Here is a 3584-nt window from a genome sequence, read left to right as displayed (position 1 = left end):
CGCGCAGGTCGGCGGCCGGCCCGTCACGACGCCGGTCACGAATTTCGAACGTCTTTCCGATGCACTGGCGAAGGCGAACTATGCCGCCTTCCTGTGCTCCGGCCACGGCACCCACCATCTTGCGCTCGAGATGCTCCAGGGCCTCGTTTCCGACCTCAACAGAAAGACGCGCGCGGCAATGCTCGTGCTGCCGGAAAGCGAGGCCGGCTGGGGCGGCACGCTGGTCTCCGGCTGGACGACCGGCTTTCCCATGCGCACCGGCTTCGCGCAGGGTGCCGCCGAACACGACCCCTGGCGCTTCGACGTGCGCCGGATGCTGGGCGCCGGCGAAGCGGACGTGCATCTGTGGGTCGCCGCGCGGGAGAACAGCGCACCCGCACACGCGAACGGTTCCACGCTGATCGCCTTGACGAAGACGGCGGAACCCGTGGCCGAGGCAGCCGTCACCATTCCCGTGGGCGCACCCGGCGCGGACCACGACGCGGTCCTCTATTCAAGCAGCCGGAGCACATTTGTCGGCAGAACAGCGGGAGCGTCATCACAGCTTCCATCCGCCGCCTCGATCCTCAAAGCCATCATGGAAGAGCTTCCCGTAAAAATGGATACCCGATGCTGACAAGAATCGCGGGGGGTGAGATCATCGATCCGGTCAATGGGCGGAACGGGATCGGCGACCTGTGGGTCGAAGACGCCGTCATCGTCGATCCGCCGCCGGGCGCACGACCGGACAGGACCGTCGATGCCACCGGCTGCATCGTCATGGCCGGGGCCATCGACATCCATTCCCATATCGGCGGCGGCAATGTGAACACGGCACGCCTGCTTCTGCCGGAGCACCATTTTGCTCATCTGCCGCGGCCGGGCGCGACACCGCTTTCCAATCTCGGCTGGAGCACCTTCCAGACCGGCTGCCTCTATGCGCGGATGGGCTTCACCACCGTCGTCGAGCCGGCCATGCCGCCGGGAACCGCGCTCCACACCCATCTGGAGCTCGCCGACATCCCGATCATCGACAAGGCGACGCTGGCCGTTCTGGGCAATGACGACTTTCTGCTCTCGCTCATCCGCGACCGGGCTTCATCGGAGATGATCGAGGACTACGTCGCCTGGACCGTCGCCTCCACCCGGGCGCTCGGCGTGAAGACCATCAACGCCGGCGGAGCCGCCGCCTTCAAGGAGAATGTCCGCATCTTCTCGCTGGACGACGTGGTACCGTCCTACGGCGTCTCCTCGCGCAGCATCGTCAAGACGCTGCAAGCCGCCGTCACCAGTCTCGGCGTGCCGCATCCGCTGCACGTCCACTGCAACAATCTCGGCGTGCCGGGCTCGGCCGATACCGCCGCCGCCACCATGGAAGCTGCCGAGGGCGTGCCGCTGCATCTGGCCCATCTGCAGTTCTACGGCTACGGCAGGGAGGGCAAGCGGCGCTTCTCCTCCGCCGCGAGCCGACTTGCCGAACTGGTCAATTCCACGCCCGAGATCACCATCGACGTCGGCCAAGTGATGTTCGGGCAGACAGTCACGATCTCGATGGACGTGCTCAGGCAGTATCCGGCGCGCAAGAACGCGCATCCAAAAAAATCCTTCATCATCGACGGCGATGGAGAAAGCGCCGGCATCGTGCCCTACCGCTACCGCAAGGATTTCTACGGCTCGCTGCAATGGGCGGCGGGGCTGGAGCTTTTCCTTTTGATAGACGATCCCTGGCGGGTCTTCTTCACCACGGACCATCCGAACGGCGCACCCTTTACCGCCTATCCGGCGCTTTTTGCGCTTCTTATGGACCGCGAGGCGCGGCGGCGGGCGGCAGAAAACCTGTCGAAGCCGGCGCTGGCGTTGACCACGCTGCCGGCGATCGACCGCGAATACACCTTCGAGGAGATCGCCATCATGACGCGCGCCGCACCGGCGCGGCTTCTCGGCCTCAAGGACCGCGGCCATCTGGGGCAGGGGGCGATCGCCGACATCGCCGTCTATCGCAAGGACCGCGACATCGAAAAGATGTTCGCCGCCGCCGCCTACGTCTTCAAGAACGGCGAGATGGTGGTCGAGGACGGCGAGATCACAGCCCTGCGCTGGGGCAAGACCCTGCGGATCGCACCCGAGCCCGACAAGGCCATGCTGCGGCGCATGGAATCCTACCACCAGGAGCGCTACGGGCTGTCGCTCGACTGGTTCGTCTTCCCCGACTGGGCGATCGACCGCGAAGAGCCCTTCGGTGAGGTGCCATGCGAAGCGTGACGGTCAACGGCGTCGAGATCGACGAGACTTTCGCGGAAGCCTTCGGCATGCGCGCCACCGCGATCGTCGTCACCGCGCCGACCCGCAAATGGGTGCTGGAGGCGGCGCGCTCCATGACCGGCTTCGCCACCTCGGTGATCGGCTGCGGCTGCGAAGCCGGCATCGACGTGGAACTGCCGCCCTCTGAGACGCCGGACGGTCGGCCCGGCTGCCGCGTCATGCTGTTCGCCGTCAGCACCGACGAATTGCAAAAGCAGCTTTTGAAGCGCGTCGGCCAATGCGTGCTGACCTCGCCCGGCAGCGCCTGCTTCGCCGGGCTCGACGGCCCGGAGCCGCTCAAGCTGGGGTCGTCGCTGCGCTATTTCGGCGACGGCTGGCAGATCTCGAAGAAGTTCGGCGGCAGGCATTACTGGCGCATTCCCGTCATGGACGGCGAATTCGTCTGCGAGGCGGCCACGGGGCTCACGAAGAAGGCGGTCGGCGGGGGCAATCTGCTTCTCCTGGCCGGCAGCAACGAACAGGCGCTGGTGGCGGCGGAAGCCGCGGCCGAGGCGATGGGCAAGGTGCCCGGCGTCATCCTGCCTTTCCCGGGCGGGGTGGTGCGCTCGGGCTCGAAGGTCGGCAGCAAATACAAGAGCGTCGTCGCCTCCACCAATGAAGCCTATGCGCCGACCCTGCGCGGCCGGGTGGACAGCGCCCTTGGCGCCGAGATCAACGCCGTGCTCGAAATCGTTATCGACGGCGAGACGGACACTGCGGTCGCCGCCGCCATGAAGGCGGGGCTCGAAACCCTGATCGGCCTCGGGCCGGAGCGCGGCGCGGCGCGCATCAGCGCCGGCAATTACGGCGGCAAGCTCGGCAAGTTCCACTACCACCTGAAGGAACTGCTGCCGTGACGTCTCTCACCTTCACGCTTGTCTCGGAGCCGCCGGAGCGGCTCGATCTCTCGCCGCTCACCCCGCAAGGGCTCGCCGGCCTTTCCCGGCGTGCGATCGAGCAGACCAGGCTCGGCCTGTCGAAAAGGGGGGCAAGGGTAGGGGACCTTTTCCGCCTGTCGGGCGAGGACGCTGAAAGCATCGTTTTCGCGGGCGGCAGCGTCCGTTTCGATTGCCTGGGCGCCGGAATGACGGAAGGCGCCATCCGCGTGACCGGCGAGGCCGGCGCGCAGGCCGGGCGTAAGATGTCGGGCGGATTGCTCACGATCGAGGGTAGCGCCGGCCCGCATGCCGGCTCCGGCATGACCGGCGGCCGGCTCGATATCCTCGGCGATGCCGGTGACTTCGCCGGCGGACCACTCACCGGCGAGATGCGGGGCATGAACGGCGGCGTGCTCGTCATCCGCG

The 3584-nt window shown here is 66.9% G+C and carries 2 protein-coding genes and 2 pseudogenes; all 4 read left to right on the top strand.

The genetic code is table 11. From position 1 onward, the window contains the following. Positions 1 to 616 (top strand): annotated as a pseudogene (locus tag ACFP9U_RS24365) (tungsten formylmethanofuran dehydrogenase); the annotation flags it as partial. Beyond that, positions 610 to 2241: a formylmethanofuran dehydrogenase subunit A gene (locus tag ACFP9U_RS24360; RefSeq protein ID WP_378625386.1), complete on the top strand. Its 1632-nt coding sequence runs from the start codon at positions 610 to 612 to the stop codon at positions 2239 to 2241. The pseudogene ACFP9U_RS24365 and the gene ACFP9U_RS24360, both read left to right, overlap by 7 nt. Further along, positions 2229 to 3137, top strand: coding sequence for a formylmethanofuran--tetrahydromethanopterin N-formyltransferase (fhcD, locus tag ACFP9U_RS24355; protein ID WP_378625385.1), 909 nt, complete (start codon positions 2229 to 2231; stop codon positions 3135 to 3137). The genes ACFP9U_RS24360 and fhcD overlap by 13 nt, the downstream gene beginning before the upstream one ends. Continuing rightward, positions 3134 to 3584 (top strand): annotated as a pseudogene (locus ACFP9U_RS24350) (formylmethanofuran dehydrogenase subunit C); the annotation flags it as partial. The gene fhcD and the pseudogene ACFP9U_RS24350, both read left to right, overlap by 4 nt.

The sequence above is a fragment of the Nitratireductor sp. GCM10026969 genome, assembly GCF_042660605.1.
GTDB lineage: Bacteria > Pseudomonadota > Alphaproteobacteria > Rhizobiales > Rhizobiaceae > Chelativorans.
The sequence above is the reverse complement of the archived record's forward strand: the minus strand, read 5'-3'. Positions and strand labels throughout refer to the sequence as shown.

Excerpts from the sequence above, each read along its gene's own strand:
- ACFP9U_RS24360 (WP_378625386.1), top strand. The coding sequence starts at position 610 with ATGCTGACAAGAATCGCGGGGGGTGAGATCATCGATCCGGTCAATGGG.
- fhcD (WP_378625385.1), top strand. The coding sequence starts at position 2,229 with ATGCGAAGCGTGACGGTCAACGGCGTCGAGATCGACGAGACTTTCGCG.